This is a genomic window from Solirubrobacter soli DSM 22325, assembly GCF_000423665.1.
Taxonomy (GTDB): Bacteria; Actinomycetota; Thermoleophilia; order Solirubrobacterales; family Solirubrobacteraceae; genus Solirubrobacter; species Solirubrobacter soli.
On sequence record NZ_AUIK01000047.1, the window covers coordinates 1 to 20,387 of the forward strand.

20 protein-coding genes and 3 pseudogenes are annotated in these 20,387 nt (G+C 69.3%); 14 read left to right on the forward strand and 9 right to left on the reverse strand.

Annotated elements, in window-relative coordinates; translation table 11 throughout:
- Nucleotides 1-118: 118 nt before the first annotated feature.
- Both G569_RS66535 and G569_RS0129000 read right to left on the reverse strand, forming a co-directional pair.
- Nucleotides 119-310 carry a hypothetical protein gene (locus tag G569_RS66535; protein WP_028066010.1) on the reverse strand — a complete coding sequence of 64 codons (192 nt, stop codon included), beginning with the start codon at nucleotides 308-310 and terminating at the stop codon, nucleotides 119-121.
- Between the two features lie 421 nt (nucleotides 311-731).
- Nucleotides 732-1,472 carry a class I SAM-dependent methyltransferase gene (locus tag G569_RS0129000; protein ID WP_053227125.1) on the reverse strand — a complete coding sequence of 247 codons (741 nt, stop codon included), beginning with the start codon at nucleotides 1,470-1,472 and terminating at the stop codon, nucleotides 732-734.
- A gap of 160 nt (nucleotides 1,473-1,632) precedes the next feature.
- On the opposite strand from G569_RS0129000, the gene G569_RS52445 reads away from it, so the two are divergent.
- Genes G569_RS52445 through G569_RS0129030 form a run of 6 tightly spaced genes read left to right on the forward strand, consistent with a single transcriptional unit; the run spans nucleotide 1,633 to nucleotide 7,419 of the window.
- A complete protein-coding gene (locus G569_RS52445; protein ID WP_169542274.1) occupies nucleotides 1,633-2,397 on the forward strand; it encodes a glycosyltransferase family 2 protein in 765 nt (254 codons plus the stop codon).
- Entirely contained in the window at nucleotides 2,394-3,104 is a 711-nt protein-coding gene (locus G569_RS0129010; RefSeq protein WP_157592399.1) for a hypothetical protein, read from the forward strand. The genes G569_RS52445 and G569_RS0129010 overlap by 4 nt, the downstream gene beginning before the upstream one ends.
- A 4-nt stretch (nucleotides 3,105-3,108) precedes the next feature.
- Nucleotides 3,109-4,818, forward strand: coding sequence for an ArnT family glycosyltransferase (locus tag G569_RS0129015; protein ID WP_028066013.1), 1,710 nt, complete (start codon nucleotides 3,109-3,111; stop codon nucleotides 4,816-4,818).
- A complete protein-coding gene (locus G569_RS0129020; RefSeq protein ID WP_028066014.1) occupies nucleotides 4,818-5,639 on the forward strand; it encodes a hypothetical protein in 822 nt (273 codons plus the stop codon). Before G569_RS0129015 ends, G569_RS0129020 begins: the two co-directional genes overlap by 1 nt.
- Before the next feature lie 44 nt (nucleotides 5,640-5,683).
- Nucleotides 5,684-6,616, forward strand: coding sequence for an ABC transporter ATP-binding protein (locus tag G569_RS0129025; RefSeq protein WP_028066015.1), 933 nt, complete (start codon nucleotides 5,684-5,686; stop codon nucleotides 6,614-6,616).
- Complete coding sequence (locus tag G569_RS0129030) at nucleotides 6,613-7,419, forward strand: ABC transporter permease (protein ID WP_028066016.1); 807 nt, start codon at nucleotides 6,613-6,615, stop codon at nucleotides 7,417-7,419. Before G569_RS0129025 ends, G569_RS0129030 begins: the two co-directional genes overlap by 4 nt.
- 7 nt (nucleotides 7,420-7,426) lie before the next feature.
- Here G569_RS0129030 and G569_RS52450 read toward each other — a convergent pair whose 3' ends face one another.
- The 3 genes and pseudogenes from G569_RS52450 to G569_RS59175 form a co-directional block, all read right to left on the reverse strand.
- Nucleotides 7,427-8,446, reverse strand: a complete 1,020-nt coding sequence (locus G569_RS52450; protein ID WP_053227127.1) for a metallophosphoesterase family protein — start codon at nucleotides 8,444-8,446, stop codon at nucleotides 7,427-7,429.
- A 122-nt stretch (nucleotides 8,447-8,568) separates the two neighbouring features.
- Nucleotides 8,569-8,697, reverse strand: a pseudogene (locus tag G569_RS63120) (hypothetical protein); the annotation flags it as partial.
- Between the two features lie 58 nt (nucleotides 8,698-8,755).
- Nucleotides 8,756-10,375 (reverse strand): glycosyltransferase family 39 protein, encoded by a 1,620-nt coding sequence (locus G569_RS59175; RefSeq protein ID WP_157592400.1) that lies wholly within the window; start codon nucleotides 10,373-10,375, stop codon nucleotides 8,756-8,758.
- Between the two features lie 24 nt (nucleotides 10,376-10,399).
- Here G569_RS59175 and G569_RS52460 point away from each other — a divergent pair, with 24 nt between their 5' ends.
- Genes G569_RS52460 through G569_RS59180 form a run of 4 tightly spaced genes read left to right on the forward strand, consistent with a single transcriptional unit; the run spans nucleotide 10,400 to nucleotide 13,855 of the window.
- The gene (locus G569_RS52460) at nucleotides 10,400-11,050 is read left to right on the forward strand and encodes a DedA family protein (protein WP_053227129.1); all 651 of its coding nucleotides are present in this window, start codon (nucleotides 10,400-10,402) and stop codon (nucleotides 11,048-11,050) included.
- Nucleotides 11,016-11,732: a glycosyltransferase family 2 protein gene (locus tag G569_RS52470; protein ID WP_053227130.1), complete on the forward strand. Its 717-nt coding sequence runs from the start codon at nucleotides 11,016-11,018 to the stop codon at nucleotides 11,730-11,732. The genes G569_RS52460 and G569_RS52470 overlap by 35 nt, the downstream gene beginning before the upstream one ends.
- Before the next feature lie 19 nt (nucleotides 11,733-11,751).
- Complete coding sequence (locus G569_RS0129060) at nucleotides 11,752-12,462, forward strand: response regulator transcription factor (protein WP_028066019.1); 711 nt, start codon at nucleotides 11,752-11,754, stop codon at nucleotides 12,460-12,462.
- A gap of 1 nt (nucleotide 12,463) precedes the next feature.
- On the forward strand, nucleotides 12,464-13,855 hold the full coding sequence (locus G569_RS59180) for a sensor histidine kinase (RefSeq protein WP_053227131.1): 1,392 nt from the start codon (nucleotides 12,464-12,466) through the stop codon (nucleotides 13,853-13,855).
- Between the two features lie 246 nt (nucleotides 13,856-14,101).
- On the opposite strand, the pseudogene G569_RS66540 reads toward G569_RS59180, so the two are convergent.
- The 4 genes and pseudogenes from G569_RS66540 to G569_RS52485 all read right to left on the reverse strand — a co-directional run.
- Nucleotides 14,102-14,296, reverse strand: a pseudogene (locus G569_RS66540) (helix-turn-helix domain-containing protein); the annotation flags it as partial.
- A pseudogene (gene efeB, locus G569_RS52480) lies at nucleotides 14,293-15,563 on the reverse strand (iron uptake transporter deferrochelatase/peroxidase subunit). The pseudogenes efeB and G569_RS66540, both read right to left, overlap by 4 nt.
- 173 nt (nucleotides 15,564-15,736) lie before the next feature.
- The gene (locus tag G569_RS0129075; protein WP_053227132.1) at nucleotides 15,737-16,729 is read right to left on the reverse strand and encodes a DegT/DnrJ/EryC1/StrS family aminotransferase; all 993 of its coding nucleotides are present in this window, start codon (nucleotides 16,727-16,729) and stop codon (nucleotides 15,737-15,739) included.
- On the reverse strand, nucleotides 16,714-17,934 hold the full coding sequence (locus tag G569_RS52485) for an NAD-dependent epimerase/dehydratase family protein (protein ID WP_245602605.1): 1,221 nt from the start codon (nucleotides 17,932-17,934) through the stop codon (nucleotides 16,714-16,716). Before G569_RS52485 ends, G569_RS0129075 begins: the two co-directional genes overlap by 16 nt.
- Here G569_RS52485 and G569_RS0129085 point away from each other — a divergent pair.
- From G569_RS0129085 to G569_RS52490, 4 genes are all read left to right on the forward strand, one after another.
- The gene (locus G569_RS0129085; protein ID WP_157592401.1) at nucleotides 17,924-18,613 is read left to right on the forward strand and encodes a hypothetical protein; all 690 of its coding nucleotides are present in this window, start codon (nucleotides 17,924-17,926) and stop codon (nucleotides 18,611-18,613) included. The two genes, G569_RS52485 and G569_RS0129085, sit on opposite strands and share 11 nt — an antisense overlap.
- 21 nt (nucleotides 18,614-18,634) lie before the next feature.
- Nucleotides 18,635-18,844, forward strand: a complete 210-nt coding sequence (locus tag G569_RS64105; RefSeq protein ID WP_028066022.1) for a hypothetical protein — start codon at nucleotides 18,635-18,637, stop codon at nucleotides 18,842-18,844.
- A gap of 106 nt (nucleotides 18,845-18,950) precedes the next feature.
- Complete coding sequence (locus tag G569_RS0129095) at nucleotides 18,951-19,496, forward strand: ferredoxin--NADP reductase (RefSeq protein WP_028066023.1); 546 nt, start codon at nucleotides 18,951-18,953, stop codon at nucleotides 19,494-19,496.
- 444 nt (nucleotides 19,497-19,940) lie between these two features.
- The coding region (locus tag G569_RS52490; RefSeq protein WP_028066024.1) for a hypothetical protein at nucleotides 19,941-20,387 on the forward strand (447 nt) is incomplete at its 3' end.

Genomic DNA, 20,387 nt, shown 5'->3' on the forward strand with positions numbered 1-20,387 from the left:
ACGCCGCGGCGCGCGTCCGGGATCGCGTAGGGCGCCAGCGTCTCGCGCCAGAACGACGGATCGAGCCGGGTTGCTGTCACTTCGTCGCTCATGCCACGGCTCACCGCTGGACACGCTCTCAGGACGACCCTGAACCGCGCCTGAACACGACGTCTGGAAGTTGGCCCTCGACCCACATGGCCGCCAGGGCCGTGCGTGGCAGCGATGTCACGCCGTCGTGCAGCAGGTAGCGCGGTGCCCAGCGCGGGAAGAACTTCGCGTTGAACGTGTAGAGGCTCTCGATCTGAAAGTACGGGTTGGCCCAACGCACGACGCGATGTCGGGTCCTCGAACGAGTGCGAGGACGCTGGTCACGGCTAGCACGCCGACCGACAGCCACCACGCGCGACGTCGGCGGCGCGCAAGATAGGTAGCGAGTGCGATCAGCGCGATCCCGGCGGGCATGAGGAGCGCGTGGCTGGCCAGGACGAACTCGCTCTGCCCGTACCCCGGCCGGAGGGCGGCACCGATGTTCACGGCTCCGACGGCGCCGGTCAGCGCCGCAAACACGACCGGCAGCGAAGCGCCACGTCTGCTGGTGCGCAGCGCCAATGGCCTCAGATGCACGCCGAGGCTCCACGCAGTCTGGTTGCGGATGGCCCCTAGCAAGACGGCTAGGCCGACATGCCACTCGTGCAGGCGACGACCGAGGACGTAGCAGCGCGGGCCGAGTGCGTGTCGCCGCAACCGGATCATTCGATACCCTCGGCGGGGCGACGAAGTACGGCCAGGAGCGAAAGGCCGACGGGAATCCGCGCGCCGGCGCCGAGCACACAGGACTCGAGACGCAGCGGCAGCTCCAGCACTCGGTTCAGGGACGCAGGGGTCAGAGCCAGATCCGAGCGAGCGAAGCCGTACCGTCGGGTCGCCAACCGCACCGCTGCAGCCGGTGCGAGGAGGAGCCCGTTGAAACTGGTCTCGCGAACGATCGTCCAACCACTGGCCTCCGCTGCGCACCGCAATGATCGGCGCTCGTAGCGGCGGTAGTGCATGTTCGCCTCGTCGTGGTGTGACCACAGCGCCTGATAGGCGGGCACCGTCACGAGCAGGAGTCCTCCGGGACGGCTCACGCGGCGCAGCTCGCGAAGCGCGACGTCGTCATCACGCGTGTGCTCGATGACGTCGAGGCAGGTCACCAGGTCGAACGTCCCGTCGGCATACGGGATCGCCTCCACCGGCGCCACGTGCACGTCTGTGTGGCCGCGAGAGCGGGCGACGTCAACCGCGTCTTCGGAGAGGTCGATGCCGCTCGCATGACCGAAGTCCGCGAGCACGTCGAGTGTTCTTCCGGACCCGCAGCCGGCATCGAGCAGCCGCGCATGACACGGGATAGGGAGTTGTTCCAGCTCAGCGCGCACCACTCGACGCCGCCCCCGATACCACCAATGATCGTCGTCGCTACGCAGCATCGCCAGGAGCTCGTTGTGCGTCATGACGACAGCGTCGGTCGCACACGACGAAGCTCTCGCTGGCATGACGTTGTGATCGTGTTACGGCGCCCGGTTAACGTGATGCCAACACTCGGCCAACGCCACCCGAAGCGCTTCGGACGCACGCTGCGTGTCCCCTCGCTCCCAACCAGAGGACGCCGCCGTGCCAACCCCGCATGCTCAATTGCGCCTCCCCGGCGTATCCGTGGTGCTCCCGGCCTTCAACGAGGCGCCGAACATCGCCCGCGCAATCCACGCCGCCAGACGCGCCGCGAGCGCCAACGCCGCCGACCATCAGATCGTCGTCGTCGATGATGGCTCAACCGACGGGACACGACAAATCGTCACTGACCTTGCTCGATCGATTCCGACGATCCGGCTCGTCGAGCACGAGCGCAACCGTGGATACGGTGCCGCCGTCAACTCCGGTATCCGCGCGACCACGCAACCCTGGGTCCTGCTGACGGACGCCGATCTGCAGTTCGACCTCGACGAGCTCTCGTCGTTCGTTGCGCTGGCTGACGAGGCGGACGTCATCGTCGGCCGACGCGTGCAGCGCCGTGACCCGCTGTACCGGCGCCTGAACGCCGCGGGATGGAACCGGCTGGTGCGCGCGGCGTTCGGTGTCGACGTCCGTGACATCGACTGTGCGTTCAAGCTCGTCAACCGCGACCTCCTGGTCCGCATGCCGTTGCGATCGACCGGAGCGCTGATCTCGACAGAGTTGCTCGTCCGCGCGGTCGCCGGCGGCGCCTCGGTACGCGAGCTCGAGGTCACGCACCGCCCACGGATCGCGGGGCGCTCGAGCGGCGCCAACCCGCTGGTGATCGTGCGAGCGTTCCGCGAGCTGTCGCAGCTGCGGCGCGAGCTCGCGACGTCGACCGCGACACCCGCCCCGCGGCAGCGGGTCGGACATCCGGTCGCATGAGTCGGCGGCTGCTCGGCGCTACCGCGGCGCTGACGCTGGTCGGCTGTGCGGCAGCCGGATGCGGATCGGTCGCCTCCCCCGCTCCTGCCGCGGTCTCGGCCGCGGGAGCCACCGTCACCGCACCCGCCGCTCTCGCGGCGCCGGCAGCCACGCCGACGGCGCCCTCATCACCGGTCGACGCCGTGGCGGCGATCGCCCGCCGCCAGTACGACCGCGAAGTCAATGGAGCGAAGGCGCATTCGCTCGCGCGTCGTGTCGCGGCCGATGCCGGCCTGCTCCGAGTCCTACACAGCGGAGACCGCGCCGCGGCGCGCGCGTACGTCGCCACGCGGTTCGCCACCACCTGGTACCACTGGCACGTCTCACGCGTGCGGGTCAGCATGGGTGGACACGTGATCGCCGAACGCGGCGTGCCGTTCGTCGTCGCGGGGCCGTCGATCACGGTTCGCGGTCTCGGCATCGTGCAGATCTCACTCCAGGACGAGATCGGGTTCGTGCGGCTCATGCACCGCAATCACCATGTGGAGGTGGTCGTACGCGGACAGACCGCCGGTCACGTTCGAAGCTCCCTGCCGGCGGCGACGCGACAACCGCTCCCGGCGAGCGGCACAACCGTGGTCGCCGGGCGCCGCTACGCGGTGCGGACGATCCACGAGCGGGCGTGGAACGGCGAGCCGGTCACCGTCTGGCTGCTGAGGAGGGCGTGACGCAATGAACGCCGTACCCGTCGAGTTGCGGCGTGCCGGTGCCGTCCGGATGCCGGCGATCGCGTCCGGGCTGACCTTGGCCGCGATCACGATCCTGGCCGCGACGCTGCGGCTGTGGGCCTTCGCGTCGGTGCCCACCAACCCGTTCTACGACGCCGCCGTGCGCAGCATGACCCTGTCATGGCACAACTTCTTCTACGGCGCGTTCGAGCCTGGCGCCGGCGTCGCCGTCGACAAGATGCCCGCCGATCTGTGGTTGCAGGTCGCGAGCGTCGAGGTCTTCGGGTTCAACTCGGTGGCGCTCCGGCTTCCCGAGGTGTTGGCCGCGATCCTCGCGATCCCGCTGATCTACGACCTCGTGCGCCGGTTGGCCGGCTCGCGTGCCGGGCTCGCCGCGGCCGCCGCGCTCGCCGTATGCCCAGCCGCGATCCTGACCGCCCACAGCGACACGATGGACTCCGCGATGATGCTGCTCGACGTCGCGGCCGCCTGGCTGCTCGTCCAAGGCGTCCAACAGCGGCGGATCGCGCCGGTGATCGCCGCCGGCGCGGTGCTCGGCCTCGCCTTCGAGGTCAAGCTCTTCGAGGCGTTGATCGTCGCGCCTGCACTCGCGGCGTTCGCGCTGGTCGCGTTGGACTTGCCGTGGCGTCGTCGAACGCTCGCGCTCGCGGGGAGCACGGCCACGTTCCTGGTCACCGCCCTCGCGTGGCCAGCCGTCGCGTCACTCACCCCGCTGGATGCGCGGCCATGGCCGATCGGCTCGACCGACGGCAGCATCTGGAACGTCATCTTCGGGTTCAACGGCATCGACCGGCTGACCGGCAGCGCCAGCGCCCGAGCGCTGGCCGCCGACCCGCCCGGGTTGCTGCGATTGTTCTCCAACGGCGACCCGCAACACGCGGCGCGGATCGGGACCCTGGTGGTCGCGGCGGTGATCCTCGGTGCCGCCGCGCTGGTCAGGGTGCGCCGGCCTCTCGATCGTCGCCGGCTCGGCACCGTGGCGCTCATCGGGGTGTGGATCGTCGTCGGCGTGATCTCGCTGAGCCTGATGGGGCGGCTGCAGCCACGCTACCTCGAGACGCTCACCCCCGCGATCGCTGCCGCGATCGGGATCGGCGCCGCCAGCGCGGGACGGCGGACGCTGGCGGTCGCGGTCGCGTGCGTGATCGCCGCGCAGGTGGCGATCGCCTGGCCGCCTGCCTGGGTTCCAGCCGCAGCGGGGATCGCCGCAGCGTTCTGCTGGACCGTGATCGACCACCGGTCCGCGCTCGTGACCTTGGCGCTGATCGCGGTGTTGATCATTCCGGGCGCCACCGCCGTGTCAGTCGCCCGCGAGCACCGATCCGACGCGGGCCTCCGTGTCCCTCCCCCGAGCCCGGCATTGAGCGCGTTCCTGCTCTCGCACCATCCCGAAGCTCGGTATGAGGTGGCGAGCCCCACTGTCGCGCGCGCATCGACCCTGATCATCCGCGACGCCCAACCCGTGCTGATGCTCACCAGTCTCTACGGGCGCCCACTGCTCACCGCCGGCCAACTGCGCGAGATGATCGTCCGCCACGAGGTCCGGTACCTGCTCGGCCGCGGGGCCTGCCCGGCAACAGGAACATGTCCACCAGTCATCCGCTGGGCGCACGCCCACGCGCGTGATGTCAGCTCGGCTGCCGGACTGCCACGCGGAACCGTGTCCGAGCTCACGACGGCAAGGGTGCGCTGATGCTCGCCGTCGCAGCGACAGTCGGTGCCGCGATCAGCATCAATGCGGGCTACGTCCTGCAACATCGTGGCCTCGTTCGTGCACCGTCACTGGACCTGCGACGACCCGTCGCGGTCGTGCTCTCCCTGTTGAGCGCGCCGCGCTGGCTCGCAGGCGCGGCGCTCGGCTACGCCGGCATCGTTCTCGAGTTCCTCGCGCTGACCGCACTGCCATTGTCCGCCGTCCAGGCGGCGATCGGCGCCGGCTTGGTCGTCGTGGCGGCGAGCAGCGACAGCTCGCGCGGACGCTTCGCGCCGCCGGCAGCCGCGCTCGCGATCGTCGCGCTGATCGCGTTGACCGTCGTGATGCCGCGGGCGGCTCACGCACGTGTCGCGCCGGCGGCGTGGACCGTCTCGCTCGCGTGCATGTTGATTGCGGCGCTGGGGGCCGGAATCATTTGTGTCGTGCGGGGTCCCATCGGCCTCGCCCTCTCTTCGGGGGTGCTCTATGGGGCGACGAGCGTGGCCGAGGCGGTGCTCGCACCGGCATTGGTAGGGACGCCCCCACCACTCGGCGTGATCGCCGCCGCCGTGATACTCGGCGTCCCGCTGACCGCGGCGGCCTTCCTGTGCTTCCAGCGAGCGTTGCAAGACGGGCGTCCTCTTGCGGTGGTCACGGCGATGATGGCCTCAATGAATGCCGTCGCCATGGGCTGTGGCGTCCTCGTGCTGGGCGACCCGCTCGCAGCGAACCCGATCGCCCGGGCGGTCCAGCTCGCCGCGCTGGCACTCACCGCCGCGTCCGGCCTCCTGGTGCTCGGTGAACGCCTGACGCGAACCTGAATGGTTTCGTCGTTTTCCCACAATCGCGGCGACGATGGGGGTCGATGATCGAACTCGACCATGTGACCAAGGTCTATGGCGACAAGCGCGCCGTGGACGATGTGAGCTTCGTGGTGCAGCCTGGCGTCGTCACCGGCTTCCTCGGACCAAATGGCGCCGGCAAGTCCACGACGATGCGAATGATCGTCGGCCTCGACGCCCCGACGGCGGGCTCCGTGCGGGTCAATGACCGGTCATATCGGACCTTCACGGCGCCGCTGAACGAGGTCGGGGCGCTCCTCGAGGCGCGAGCGATCCACACCGGGCGCTCCGCGTACCACCATCTGCTCGCGATGGCGCAGACGCACGGCATCTCGCGCGCCCGCGTGCAAGAGGTGATCGACCTGGTCGGGATCGCATCGGTCGCCCGCAGGCGAGCCGGCACCTTTTCGCTCGGTATGGGGCAGCGCCTGGGAATCGCTACGGCGCTGCTCGGTGACCCGCGAACGATCATCCTCGACGAGCCCGCCAACGGTCTGGACCCCGAGGGAATCCTCTGGATTCGGACGCTGCTCAAGCGGCTGGCCGCCGAGGGTCGCACGGTGTTCGTCTCTTCGCATTTGATGAGCGAGATGGCCTTGACGGCGGAGCACCTGGTGATCGTGGGCCGGGGTCGCCTGATCGCCGACACGACCGTCGCCGAGTTCGTCGCGCGCGCGTCGGCCGACTCGGCAGTCCACGTCCGGTCACCGAGCGCGACGACGTTCGCGGAAGTCCTTCGTGCGGATGGTGCACAGATCGACCGCACCGGCATCGACACGTTGAACGTGCACGGGATGGCTACCGAGCGCGTCGGTGAGCTCGCCTCCGAGCACGCGCTCACGCTGTACGAGCTGACACCGCAGCGGGCGTCGCTCGAGGACGCGTACCTCGCACTCACACGCGACTCGGTTGAATACCGCCCGACTACCCCCGAGCCGATGGAGCTGGTCGCGTGAGCACTGCCGCTATCACAGGCCGCGTCACGCAAGCACGGGTCGCCCAGTCTGAGTGGACCAAGCTGTGGTCACTGCGTTCAACACGTTGGACGCTGCTCGCGGCATTTGTCGGGATGATCGCGCCGGGGATCATCATCGCGGCCGTCCAGATGAACCGCTGGAACACGATCGGAGCCGACGAGCGCGCTCGCTTCTCGGCGATCGACACCGGCGTCGGCGGGTTTCACCTCGCGCAGCTCGCGATCGCAGTGCTCGGCGTGCTCGTCATTAGCGGCGAATACTCGACCGGCATGATCCGCTCGAGCCTGATGGCCGTGCCGCGGCGCCTTCCGGTGCTGTTCGCCAAGCTCGGGGTCTTCGCCGCTGTGACCTTCGTCTTGATGCTCGCGGCGAGCGTCGTGTCCTACCTGGTGGTGCAGTCGATCGTGGCGGGCCATCAGCTCGACCATCCACTGACGAGCGCGCCGGCGCTGCGGGTCGTTGTCGGCACGGCGCTGTTTTTGACCGTGCTGGGCCTCTTCGCCTGCGGACTCGGAGCGCTGACGCGTAGCACCGCCGGTGGCATCGGCTCGTTCGTCGGCCTGCTGTTCGTCCTCCCGGGTATTACCGCGCTGCTGCCGGCCTCGACCAGTGACGCGATCAACCCCTATCTGCCCTGGAATGCGGGGAGCGCGGTCGCGACCGCGGTGTTCGAGGACCCGCTCCACCATCTGTCGCCGTGGACGGGGTTCGCCGTGTTCTGCGGTTACACGGCGATCGTCGTCGCGGCGGCGGCCGTCCTGCTCGTCCGCCGCGACGCGTGATCGACGGCTACGGTGCCAGCGGTCCCGGGCAGGGCGTGACCTTCTTGGTCACGAATTCCACCTCGTGGCAGGAGAACACGCTCGGGCGCGACGGGTCGACCTTGAGCTTGGTCCACTCGTGCGGGAGGTTGGTCGAGCCCTGGACGACGATGCGGGTGAGGTTGGCCGGCATGCCGACGGGCCGGTCGACGAGGAACAGGTGGGAGTCGCCCTCCATCAGCAGGACCGGCTTGCCGAACTCCTCGGCCCGCTCGGCGATGACGGCCTTGACCGGCTCGAACGCGCTTTGCTCGGCGGTCGGGTCCCACATGTCGGCCTGCATGCCGATCACCAGCGCGGGAGCGTGCGTGCGCTCAGCCGCGTCGAACAGCGCGTCCAGCCAGTCCAGGTTGGCGGCCTCGCGCTTGGTGTACTCGCGCGTGCGCTGGCCGGTCTCCTTGCGGGTCTCGGGCAGCGGGTTGCCGGGGGCGTCCTTGCGGTCGGTAAACCAGGCCGCGCGGTCGTCGTTGGAGCCGACGACGTGCACGGTGCCATAGACCACGCCGCGCTCGGACCAGGCGACGTTCTCCGGGTACGCGCGCGACTGGAAGGCGACATCCTCCTTGTCGTGTCCGAGCGTCCGGCCCGGCCGCGGGAAGAACAGCTGGCGGATCACGCTCAGCCGCTCGACGGGGTTGTAGCCGCCGTTGTTCGCGCGGTGGCAGTCGGTCCACTCGTTGTCACCCGGGGTGTACACCAGCGGGTCTGCGAACGTCTGGAAGTCCGCCAGCCGGGCGGTCAAGTAGCTGGTGTCGCAGCGGCTCGAGCCGTTCTTGATGTCACCGAGGTGGATCACCCGCGAGACGTCGGGATCGGCGTTGATCTCCGTGATGTCCTCCGGGAACTCGGCGATCAGCGGGTCGCCGTACGGGACGTCGCCGATCACCGCGAGCGTCGTCGCGCGGTCGTGATCACGCGGGGTCGCGCCGGCGACGGCGGGCATGAGCAGCGCCGCGGCCAGACCCGCGGCGAGCAGGGAATGTCTCATGGCGAGCGACGCTATGAGCGCCGCCCGCCGGGCCGTGTTTACAGCCTGAAAACACGGCGAAACCGTTCAGGTTCCGTTCAGTCGGATACGCCGGAAGGAGTACGCGAAGTGCGTCGCGCTGGCAGGAAGTCGGCGGCGGTCTCGCCGACGGTCGTCGCGAGGATCTTGATCATCCAGAAGAAGATCGTGACTTCGGGAACCTTGTTCAGGAGGGTGCGGCCGAGCGAGGGCGGTGCGATCGTTGCGGTCATGTCCACAGTTGTCGGGCGCAGGCGATGGGCGGCACGTGGGCGGAATGTGTGGATCGTGTCAGGGGCCCAGCCGCACGAACCGCAGCCCGGGGCCGACGCCGACGCCGACCTCCGAGGTCATGTCCTGGCCGTGGGTCAACGCCCACTGCACTGACGGCGCCGTCTTGGTCGGATCCAGCAACGCGAACCGGACGTCGCCGTGTGCGACCTTTGCGCGCAAGTCGCGGTCGGTCGTGAACGGCTGTCCCTTCCAGGAGGTCAGGATCGTCATGGGTTTGCCGTCGTGAGCGATCAGCGGCGCGGCCAACACGGCGCTGGAGACGGCGAGGCGGCCGGTGCGGGCGTAAGGACTGAGGCGATCCACGAGGCTCGGCGCCATCGCGCCCAGCGTCTGCGAGTCGTAACGGCCGGTCCGGACGACCTGAAGCGAGGTCGTCAGCGGCCATGCGAGGGCAGCTGCGAGTAGCACCGCGGTGACGAGCGCTCGCTCGCGTGCGACCCTCGCCACGGCAATCCCGAGGCCCGCGGCCAACGCGGGCGTGAACGCCTCGAAGTACCGGAAGCGCACCCACCCCTGGACGCTGAAGAGCACGAATCCGCAGGCAATCCACACGGTGACACCGAGCACGAGCGGATTGCGCGACAGCCGGCCGCGTGAGGCGACGAGCGCGGCCGCGAACGTGACCAGGAGGTAGAACCCGACCAGCTCCATGTACCCGCTGGTGAACAGCCGCCACGGGCTCGGCCCAGTCGGCGCCGCCGGTCCGGTTGCCGCCCCCAGTCGGTACAGGCCATTGTAGACCAGGATCACGTTCCAGACCTTGCCGTCAGTGGCGCCGAGCGCCCAAGGGTGCGCACCCGGCACCAGCGATGCGGCAACGGGCCACAACGCGGCAACAGCAACGAACACGAGGCCGGCGCGGATCAACCATCGTCGCCGGTCGGCCTCGAGCTCGTACCAGGCGAGGACGATCAGCGCCGGAAATGCCACAGCCGCCTGGAACAGCTTGATCTCGAACGCCAGCCCGGCCAAGGCAGCGGCGACCAGCACGCCGCGGCCAGGCTTGAGCGCGACGATTGCCCAGGCGGCGGCGATCAGGACCGTACCGCAGAGCGTATCCATCGTGTCCGAGCGGCTCGTCAGGACCGCTGCGGGCAACACTGCCAGCGCCGCCGCCGCGCTCAGGCCGGCGATGTGCCCGCAGCGTCGGCGGACGAGGTCGTACAGCAGTGGCACCGCCACGGCGCCCGCGACAGCCTCGGGAAGCCGCACGCTGGTCGACGAGAACCCGAAGAGCTTCGTCGATGCGACCTGCAACCACAGGTCGATCGGCGGTTTGTCGATCGAGAGCGTCCCGCCGGGATCGAAGGCGCCGTAGAAGAAGTTGCTCCACGACAGCCCCATCGACCGCACAGCGGCGTCATAAAACGGGTCGCTCGGAATCCATCCGAACCCCCAGAAGCGAAGCACCAGAGCGAGCGCGGTCAACATGAGCAACGCGGCGCGAGTCGGGACCGCCCAAGCGGTTGCGCGCGACGTGGACGGGTACGCGAGAGAGGAGAGCGTCACGACGGCGGAGCGTCGTCGGCGTGTGACTCGCCGGAGATTCGCGCCGTATTGGGATCGTGTTAGGGCCGATCGCAACGCAATGCCAACATCGCGCCTACCGGCGGTCAAACGCCTTGCGCCGACGCTAGGAGCATGTTGTTCGCGATCCCCGCACAAGTCGGCTACGGCGCCCTCTTCGGCCTCGTCTTGGCGGAGTCGGCCGGCGTTCCCGTTCCGGGGGAGACCGCGCTGCTCGCCGCTGGCGCGCTGACACACACAGGTCACCTGCTGCTCGTGGCGGTGATCGCGGTCGGTACCGCCGCTGCCATCCTCGGCGACAATCTCGGCTACTGGATCGGTCGCCGAGGTGGACGCGCCGTCCTGCTTCGCGATGGCCGCTTTGCCTTTCACCGCCGCAAGGCCGTCGCGAAGGGCGATGCGTTCTTCGCGCGCCACGGCGCCAAGACCGTCTTCCTCGGCCGATGGGTCCCGGGGGTGCGCGTCGTCGGCGCCGTGCTCGCGGGTGCCAGCGCGATGCGATGGCGCACGTTCCTGCTCTACAACGCGACCGGCGCGCTTCTCTGGTCGGCGAGCGTCGCCGGCCTGGCCGCGCGCTTCGGTGTCGCCGGCGCCGCCACCTGGATGGCCGTCAGCTTCGGCGCCGCGGTCGTGACCGCCGCTATCGCGACGGTCCGCCAACGCCTGCGTCGGCGCACCCCGCCTTCACCTCGACCCGACAGGATCATCGATGTCCCCGCCCCTCAGCAGCTTGACCGTTGTACTCCCTTGCCTGAACGAGGCTGAGAACCTCCGCGACGTCGTCGGCTCGGTCACGGAGGCCGCCGAGCGGTGCGCCTATCGGCATGAGATCGTCATCGTCGACGACGGCAGCACCGACGACACGATCGCGATCGCCGGGCAGCTCGCGTCCCGTGACCGCCGCGTGCAGCTCGTCGTGCACGCGGGCAATCGTGGCTACGGCGAGGCGGTGCGCTCGGGGATTGCCGCCGCCAAGGCGGACTGGGTCCTGATGATCGATGCCGATCTTCAACTGGACGCCTGCGAGCTCGAGGACTTCCTGGGGCCGGCACAGTCCGCAGATGTCGTGATCGGCCGACGGATCATGCTGCGGGGCCCGATCGGCCAGCGTCTCTCAGGGGCGGTCTGGCGCGGGGTGTTGCACCGTGCGCTGCGGCTCCCGTACGGCGACATCGACTGCGGCTACCGGCTCGCGCGCCGCGCCTTGCTCCAAGCCCTCGACCTGCGCGCCGTGGGTGCCCTCGCAGGGGCGGAGCTGCTGGTCAAGAGCCAAGCGGCCGGAGCGCGTATCGCCGAGGTGCCGGTGCACCACCGCACGCGCGTCGCCGGGCACCACGACGGGACCGGCACCCGCTGGAGCGCCGGCACGGCGCGAGAGATCGTCCATCTGCGCCGCTGGAACACCGCCCACGGCGGCCGCCGCGCGGTGCCTCGCGTCGGAGTGTGACCGCGATACGTTTGCACGGATGACGGCTCAGGTCCTGGAGATCCTTGTCTGCGACGACGACTCCTCGCTTCGCGAAGCCCTGCGGCAGTCGTTCGAGCGCGCCGGCCATCGCGTGATGGCGGTCGCTGACGGACGCTCCGCGATCGACCGCGCGAGCACCCAGTCCTTCGACGTCGTCCTGCTCGACGTATCGCTCGGCCCCGGCAGTCCCGACGGATACGAGGTCTGCCGTGAACTCCGCAGCCGCCGCAACGGCGTCGCGGTGATCATGCTGACCGCACTCGACAGCGAAGCCGACGCCGTACTCGGCCTGGAGGCCGGTGCGGACGACTACGTCGTCAAACCCTTCCGCCCTGCCGAGCTGCGCAGCCGCATCCGCGCCGTTCTGCGCCGAACGGGAACCGGAGTCGGCGACGGACGCGCGTCGATGGCGCTCACCGTCGGGCCGCTCTCCCTGGACCCAGGCCGCCGCGAGGTGCTCCGCGACGGACAGCCGGTCGACCTGACCTTCTCGGAGTTCGAGATCCTGCACGCGTTGATCGCACAGCGCCATCGTGTGCACTCGCGGCAGGAGCTGTTGCGCGCGGTCTGGGGCGACAGCGCCTACCGGGACCCGCGGTCGGTCGACGTCCACGTCCGCCACCTGCGCGAGAAGCTCGAGACGCACCCGGAGGAGCCGGAGCTGATCGTCACCGTGCGCGGCGCGGGATATCGCATCGGCGAGCCCTGACGTGCGCTTCGGGCTGCGCGAGCGCGTCGTCGCGATCCTCGCGCTCGTGAGCGCCCTCACGCTCGCGGTCGCGGCCATCGCGCTGTTCTCGCCCCTGGACCATCGCTTGCGCAACGCCACGCGCGAATCCTTGACCCGGACAGTCGCCGGCGAGATCGGCACTTTCACATCCCTGCACGAATCGGACTTCGTGCCCGGGAATGCGCGTCTGTTGAAGGCGACACGTCCGCTGCGCCGGACCGGCGCCGACGTCGCCGTGTTCGATTCCAGCGCCCGACTGCTTGTGAGCACCGACCCTGACGCGAACGAGCCATACGCCGCGGTCCGCACGGCTCTGCGAACGGGCAAGCGCGCTGACCTGATCACCGGCGAGGGCTCGGAGGCGGAAGCACATTCGGCCGTCCCGGCGCACGTCGGCGACACGCATTTCGTGATCGCCGCGCGTCGGCCGTTGGATGACGTCCAGGGCGCAACCGGCGTCGTGCGGCGCGCGTTCCTGCTCGCCGCGCTCGCAGGGCTGCTCGTCGCGGTCGGGGCCGGCGTCCTCATCGCAGGGCGCACGGCGCGACGGATCCGCCGTCTGCGCGACACCGCCGAACGGGTCGCACACGTCGGTCCCGTCGCGGAGTTCCGGCCGGAGTCCGGCCGAGACGAGATCGGCGACCTGAGCCGGACCTTCGCGTACATGCAAACCCAGCTGCGTGAGCAGGAGCAGGCCAGACGCGCGTTCGTCGCGACGGCCTCACATGAACTGCGCACCCCGATCGCGTCGCTGCAGATCATGCTCGACCTCCTGATCTCCGACCTCGACGATGAGCCGCTCGACGTCGACGACGCCCGACGCCAGGCCTACAGCGCCGACGAGCAGGCCGGCCGCCTCTCACAGCTCGCCAACGAACTCCTCGACCTCAGCCGCATCGACGCCGGCGTTCCCGTGCGCCGCGAACCCGTCGACGTCGCCGAGGTCCTGCGATCTGTCGCCGCCGAGTTCGACGTGCGCGCGGCAGACCAGGAACGCGTCCTGCACGTCGCCGAGCAAGGTGGCGACTGGGCACTCGCCGACCCGGGCCACGTTGCCGGTATCACTCGCATCCTCCTCGACAACGCCCTCCGCCACACCCCCAGGGGAACCGCCATCGACACCACGGTCCAGCGCGAGGGGGACCGCCTCGGCATTGCGGTCACCGACGCAGGACCCGGCGTAGCCGAAAGCGACCGCGACCGTATCTTCGAACGCTTCGCACGCGGCGCCGAGGCGACGACAGGCGGTTTTGGCCTCGGTCTCGCGATCGCCCGTGAGCTCGCACGTCGCATGGGCGGCGACCTCGTGCTCGACACCCACGCGCCGGGAGCGCGCTTCGTCCTCTGGCTCGAGGCGGCCGACGCGCCGTAGCGATGGCCCCGCCCGGGCCAGTGCCGCTAGGCAGGCGTCCGGCAGGGGCGACTTGCCGGCCAGATCGCATCCCGCAGCCGAGCCTCGATGCCGCTGGACACCGCCTGGCCGCCTCTTCGGCGGCTTCCCCGGGAGTGCCAAGACGGCCCGCAGGTATTGCTCGACCACGCTCTGACGGCGCCGAAGCGCTGCGAGCTCGCGCTGTCCGTCGGCCGTCAGCTGCCACCCGGCACGCCGGCTCGGGTCGCGAACGAGATAGCCGGCGCGTTCGAGGCGCCTGAGCATCTCCAAGCTCGTCGGCGCCGAGCAGCTGAGCACGCGAGCGACGCTCGTCGATGTCACGACCGCGTCACGCTGCCGGGCGGTGAGTACCGCCAGCAGGTACCGCTCGAGTCCAGGGCTCAGGTCCTGGTCGTGGTCGGGTACGCGCAGCGTGCTCATGCGCCGAGGAGTCCCCTACCCCACCAGTCGCGGGCGTCGCGCACACCCGGCGGACACGCGAACACTGCGCTGCCGACATGGGTGATGTACTCGTTGAGCGCGTCGTTGTGTTTGCCTGCGAGGCGTTCCTGCACGCGAACGAACTGCCGCTGTGGGTCACGCTGATACGCGATGAAGCAGAGCCCGGCGTCCAAGCGCCCGAGGTCGTCGGTGCCATCGACGAACGAGTAGCCAACGACGCAGCAGCCGAACACCCTCGTTGCTGTCGGGGTGTGCCAGCCGCACGTGCGCTTGCTCCGGGATCTGCGGCATGCCGTCGCGAAGACGGGCCGTGAGATCGATCGTGTCGTGTTCGAGCTGTCGGCCCAGCGGCGCGCCGCTGAGCTTGTGGCGGCCGATGATCTGTTGCTGGTCGTCGAGGATGTCGCGGTCCCACGTCTTGATCGTCATGCGGATCCGGCGGGCGACCATGAAGGTCCCGCCGGTCATCCACGCTCCCGACGCGCGTTCATCGCCCGGCTGAACCCACGCGTGCTCGCGAAGCGCCGACGCGTCCTCGGCCTTGATGTTCGCCGTGCCGTCCTTGAAGCCGAGGAGGTTGCGCGGCGTCGACCGGGCGTCCGATGTGGTCGAGGTCCTGCCGAAGCCGAGCTGGGAGTAGCGGACGATCGCCACCCCGTGGGCCAGCCGAGCGAGATTTCGCACGGCGTGGACGGCGACCTGCGGATCATCCGCGCACGCTTGGATCGCGATCTCCCCGCCGCTTCGCGCGGGATCGAGGTCGTCACCGGCGAAGCGAGGCAAGGGGCGCAACGCCGCCGGGCGGTGCCCCGCCAGGCCGAAGCGCTGGTCGAACAGCGTCGGGCCGAAGCCGATCGTCATCGTCAGCCGTGCCGTCGCGAGGTCGCGCGCCTCGCCGGTGTCAGACGGCGGCCCCTGGGCGATCTCGCTTGCCGCGGCGCCGCCGACCGGGTCGCCGCCGCACATCGCGAACGGCAGCCGCCGACCAGCCCCGCAGAAGATCGGTCAAGTCCCGCCGGGTCGCGCCCTCGATCAGGTCGAAGGCAGCGAAGCGGAGCCGGTCCTGTACCGGCGTGGCGATGCCGGCTTGGTGCTCGCCGTGAAACCGCACCGTCTGATCGCCGATCGCGGCAGCCGAGACATCGTCGTCTGACCGCGACGCCGCGTCGATACCGACCGCCGCACCGAAGCCGGCGGCCGCCGACACGCCGGCCCATCCCAACAGGTTGCGGCGTGACAGCTTCATGCCTGACCTTCGCGAAGGCCGATGAGAAAATTGGCGAGCATCAGCCCGGCACGCCTCCCGACGTGCCTAAGGGACACCTAATAAGGCGAACCTAAGAAGATCGCATGCGGTTACAAGCGCGCGTTCAGGTTGCGGTCAGATGAGACCGCCCAGTCCGCGATACTCACCGCCGTTCAGGGGCGGTAGTACAGCGGCACGCACCAGTGGTTGCGGGCGACCCAGTCGGTGTTGGGCAGGTCGTCGTGATGCCCCATCACCCGGTGGCACGGCGAGTCGTAGACCTTGCCCGTCGAGTTACGGATCGGGTCGAAGACGATGTACTTGTAGAGGCCTGAGACCATCCCGTCCGGCAACTGCAGGCGCCCAGGATGCAACGGGTCCAGATGCTCGCGGGCCGCTGCGTTCTTCCACTCCACGATCTCCTCGAGCCGCTCGGTCTGCACGAGGCCTAGAGCTGAGGTGAATTCGCTCGGACGAAAGTTCCAGCCGTCGACCTGATGCGTCGGCTTGCCGTAGTTGCGAAAGGCGCGCGCGAAATCGAGCAGGTCCTGATGGCGGGTCACGAGCATGCCACCCTCCCCCGTGCTGATCGTCTTCGTGGCATAGAACGACCACGCACCGGCGTCTCCGAACGTCCCGGCGCGACGCCCATGCCACGACGCCCCGTGCGCGTGCGCGCAGTCCTCGATCAGGAACACGCCCGCCGCGCGGCACATGTCCGCGATGCGGTGGGTGTCGAACGCGAGATGCCCGCCGATGTGCACCAGGATCACGGCTCGCGGGCGGTGGCGCGCGATTGCCACCTCCAGCGCATCGGCTGACAGACAGAGATCCTCGCGGTTACAGTCGACGAACTCGACGCGAGCTCCCGCGTGCACTGCCGCCAGCGGCGTCGCCATGAACGTGTTCGACGGCAATAGCACCGTCTCGTCTCGCACCCGAGCGAACTCCAACGCCGCCAGCATCGCGCCCGTCCAGCCCGAGAACGCGATGCCGGGCATGCGATTCCAAGCTCCCCATGCCGCTTCGAAACGGTCGGTCATCGGACCTTCGGCCCAGCGTTGCGAGGTGATCACCTCGTCCCACAGCGAGTGCAGACGAGTGCGATCGCGCTCGTCGAAGCCGATCGCGAACCGACCCAACTCTGGGGTCACTCGCTGCGCCACGCCGGCGTCCGGATCGGGGCCGAGAGCCGAACGGCTACGACCGCCGCCAGGAGCAACACGATCAACACCAGATTGTGGCCGTGGCGCAACTCAGCGAGTTCGGGAGGCCAGGGCGAGAGCAAGCTTGCGATGAGGATCGCGGCGATCGCCGCCCCCACGAGCGGACGCGACCGCCGCGCAGGCGCGGACGTCGTGAGTGGCTGCTGCGTGCGATGCCACTCGACGTACCGCCGCATCCCCTCGGCAAACGTGGTTGTCGGCGTCCAACCCAGTTCTGCCGCCGCGCGAGCGCCGCTGACCGGCGCGCCGGCAAAGTCCGCCGTCCGGCCGGGGCCGGTCTCGATCTCCACGTCCCCGAGTTGATCGCGAACCGCCTCAGCGATCTCGCGAACGCTCGTGTCCTCCTCTCCCACGAGGTTGTAGGTGCGATTCGCGTCTGGGGAGGTCAACGCGAGCACGACGCCCTCGGCGAGATCCTCGACATACACGAACCGCCGGGACTGCGAGCCGTCTCCCGCGATCGTCAACGGCTCCCCCGCCAGCGCCTTCGCGGTGAACGTCGGCACGACCGCTGCCGCGCGGGCTCGTGGGCCATATGGGATGCCGAAGCGCAGGATCGTCGAATCCAGCCCGTACAGCTCGCGGTAGGCGTGGCAGTACAGCTCGCCCGCCAGCTTTGTCGCCGTGTACAGGTGCGCCGGCGGATGGAGCGGAAGCGACTCCTCGTGCACCTCGGCCGGCGTGTCGGAGTAGGCCCAGATCGTCGACGCGTACACGACCCGTGCCACGCCGGCGTGGCGCGCCGCCTCGAGCACCCGCAGCGTGCCCGACGCGTTTCGCCGCTCGGCCTCCACCGGGTCGGCCACCACCTCGTTGACGTCTGCCGAGGCGGCGAGATGGATGACCGCACTACAGCCACTCATGGCCACTGCGAGGCCTTTGAGGTCGCAGAGGTCGCCGAGTATCGCGGGGACCGACGGATGCCACGGGGATCGCCTCAGGTCGTAGATGCGGGGCTCGTGGCCGGCTTCGATCAGTCGGTCGACGACGTGCGACCCGATGAAACCTGAGCCCCCGGTGACGAGAACGGTCGACATGTTGCTCTCAGATTCGCCGGACTCGCCTGACAGCTTCCTGAACGCGCGCCATACATAGCCAGCTAATACCTTAGTTGCCGATGTATAGTTGCCGTTGATGACCGACAAGCTCGAGATGGAGATCGCCCGCCGACGAGCAATCCGCTGCACCGCGCTGACAGCAGCTGGGGTGCTCGCCACCGGTGCCGCGACCCTGGACGTGATCCATGGAGCGGACCCGGCCGTGACGGCTCCCGCCGTCTGGGCGGTGGCGTTCTTCGTCTCCGCTCAGCTGGCAGGCGTCACCACCCTCTTGGCAGTGCTGCAGACGCTCGCGCTGCGACAGGCGAGCATGCGACCGGACGAGCTCGCGCTGCTCATCCGTCGCGATCTGTGCGCCCTCATGGCTGCCGGAGCGACGATGTTCGCCGCCGGCGCGGGCCTACCAGGTCATGGCTCCCCGATCGCCATCCTTGCTGGTCCGGTGCTCGTCATCGTCGCGCTCGTCGCGGTTCTACATGCTCGGGGGTTCATTCGCCGTCTCGACGGCGCACTGGGGCGGACGGTTCGGTCCCCGCTCGAGGATGTAGTGCTCCTCCTGCACAGCGAGAACGAGCCGCCGACGGCGCTGCTGATGCTCGCCCCGACAGCGTTGGTTGCGGCCGCTGCGGCGTTCCTGCGTGACACTGCTGAGCACGCAAGTCCGTCGAACGCCGCGCTCACCGCAGGGATCGAAGCGCTCGCCGTCGTCGCGTGTTTCGTGACGCTCGGACAACTCCTCGGCCTGTGGCGATTTAACCGCGGTTGACCCAAACTTGACGGACGACGTGTGAGCCTCGCCGCCATGTCATCGCCTCATCGAGGTCTGCTTGCCGGACTGCTCGCGCTCATCGTCTTCGCCGCCGGCGCCGTGGCCATGGCCACCCACGCGCCGACCTCCACCATCCCGGCTGCCACCAGCGTCACATCACAGTCGGACAGTGGCGACGGCGACGGTCATCACGGCGGCCGATTCGTCGGCTTCCGTGACGAGCGGTGAACCGCGCCGTCCTGCGGGCGGCATTGGGCGTCCCCGTCGCTGCGACGATCCTCGTACCGCTGGCGCTGATCGCCGGCATCGTCAAACCCGGCGACAACGGTCGACTGTGGTCTTCGCCGACGCGCTCGGCTTCGCCGCGACCTCGCTGATCGCCCTGCAGGTCATCAGCTCCGGGAAGGGGTCGGCGACGACCCGAGCCTTCGGATTGCGCCGCATTCTCGCTCTCCACCGGCTGCGGGCGTCGCCGTGCTCGTCCTGGTCTTCACGCACGTCGCTGATCGCCGCCGGCATCGGGATAACCCCGGCCTTGAGCGTCATCCGCACCGCCGCCGAACAGGGCGACACCCGGCCACTCCTCTTGCTCTATGGGAGCCGCCGCCAAGCCGACGTGACCTTCTGGGACGAACTGCGCGAGTTGCAGCGTCGTCTCCCGAACCTGTGCGTCGTGCACGTCCTGTCGCGTCCAACGCGTGGATGGATCGGCGAACGAGGACGGCCCAGTGAACCGCTCCTGCGCCGGCACGCGCCGAGTGACGTGATGGACTGGAGCTCGCTGCTGTGCGGGCCGCCCGCGATGGTCACCGAGCTTGGCGAGGCCGTTCGCCGTCTCGGGATGCCAAACTCGGCAATCCAAGTCGAGGGGTTCAGCTGATCGCAGAGCGGCCGCCAAGTGACGCCCAGGGGTGTGATGTCACAAGAGCTACCCGTTCTGAAAGCCGTCACCGTTTCGAGCGTGATGCCTCGGCGGCGGCCTCGCGCTCAGTGCTGACGCGCTCGACCGCCTGCTGCCGCCGCTCGTGCGCGTGGCCGGCCACCAGGGCATCGGTCGGCTTCGGTCCGAGCCCTCCGCAAGGTGAGGTGCAATCGTGGTCGTGACGGTAGTCGTCGATCGTGAGTGCCGATCGACGCCAAGCCAGAATCGACGCGCTGGCGTTCTCGTCTCTCGCCGACGGCCGCCCCACAGCCTCGATGAACCATGCGGGCGGAGCGTCCTCGAGCTCGCGCCGGCGCAGCGCGAGCAGAAGCTTGCCGGACCCGGGGTGACGCGCCTGAAGCGTTCAGGAGCAGGTCAGGTTGGTGATCCTAGTCTCGCGGGATGCGCGTCCGCAGCGTCCGGGTCGGAGTAGCGCTGCTCGCCGTCGGGATCGCCTCAGCGTCGCCGGCTCACGCGGCGGGTGCTGATGGTGTTCCGCCGTTCGGCCACGTGTTCTTGATTGTGGGAGAGAACACGAGCTATGAGCAGATCACGCCCGCGCACGCCCCGTTTCTCTCCGGCACCGTGAAGGCTCAAGGTGCGTGGCTCACGGACACGCACTCCTTCGTGAAGTCCAGCTCGCTGGGCCAGTACATCGCCATGCTCTCCGGGCAATACACCGCGTGCGAGGCCAACAACGACCTGCCCGACCACTGCCACCAGCACGTCGAGAACCTCTTCTCCCAGCTCACGGCGACCGGGCGCAGCTGGCGCGACTACGAACAGTCGATGCCGAACGCCTGCGACCCCGTGGACGGCGGAGCTGCGTGGGCGCGCGACATCTACTCC

Bases quoted from the DNA above. Each gene is read 5' to 3' on its own strand.
- G569_RS0129000 (WP_053227125.1), bottom strand. From the start codon at position 1,472: ATGACGCACAACGAGCTCCTGGCGATGCTGCGTAGCGACGACGATCAT.
- G569_RS0129010 (WP_157592399.1), top strand. From the start codon at position 2,394: ATGAGTCGGCGGCTGCTCGGCGCTACCGCGGCGCTGACGCTGGTCGGC.
- G569_RS0129015 (WP_028066013.1), top strand. From the start codon at position 3,109: ATGAACGCCGTACCCGTCGAGTTGCGGCGTGCCGGTGCCGTCCGGATG.
- G569_RS0129020 (WP_028066014.1), top strand. From the start codon at position 4,818: ATGCTCGCCGTCGCAGCGACAGTCGGTGCCGCGATCAGCATCAATGCG.
- G569_RS0129025 (WP_028066015.1), top strand. From the start codon at position 5,684: ATGATCGAACTCGACCATGTGACCAAGGTCTATGGCGACAAGCGCGCC.
- G569_RS52450 (WP_053227127.1), bottom strand. From the start codon at position 8,446: ATGAGACATTCCCTGCTCGCCGCGGGTCTGGCCGCGGCGCTGCTCATG.
- G569_RS52460 (WP_053227129.1), top strand. From the start codon at position 10,400: ATGTTGTTCGCGATCCCCGCACAAGTCGGCTACGGCGCCCTCTTCGGC.
- G569_RS0129060 (WP_028066019.1), top strand. From the start codon at position 11,752: ATGACGGCTCAGGTCCTGGAGATCCTTGTCTGCGACGACGACTCCTCG.
- G569_RS0129085 (WP_157592401.1), top strand. From the start codon at position 17,924: ATGACCGACAAGCTCGAGATGGAGATCGCCCGCCGACGAGCAATCCGC.